Consider the following 345-nt stretch of genomic DNA (forward strand, 5'->3'; position numbering starts at 1 on the left):
TAAGGGCAAGATCGTTGGCGCGAAGCCGCCACTCCGCCCCAAGCACGTCTGGTCCATTCGAACGAAGCTCCAAGTCGAGGGTCGGACGCGCGATCTGGCCTGTTCAACATAGCCATCGACAGCAAGCTCCGCGGTTGCGACGTAGTCGCCTTAAAAGTCGATGACCTTGCACCAAGCGGCTATGCATCCGAAAGAGCGAGCGTCCGCCAGAAGAAGACGGGCCGTCCCGTAAAATTCGAACTTACTGAGACGACTCGGCAGGCCATCGATGACCATCTGCGGGCAACGGGCAAGAAGCCAGGAGATCGTCTGTTCACCGGCCGCAGAGGGCCGGACTGCAACCTG

1 pseudogene is annotated in these 345 nt (G+C 60.0%); it reads left to right on the forward strand.

Annotated elements, in window-relative coordinates:
- Positions 1–345: pseudogene (locus tag OZ411_RS43205) on the forward strand (integrase); the annotation flags it as partial.

Source organism: Bradyrhizobium sp. Arg237L, from assembly GCF_029990105.1.
In the GTDB taxonomy this organism is placed as follows: Bacteria; Pseudomonadota; Alphaproteobacteria; order Rhizobiales; family Xanthobacteraceae; genus Bradyrhizobium.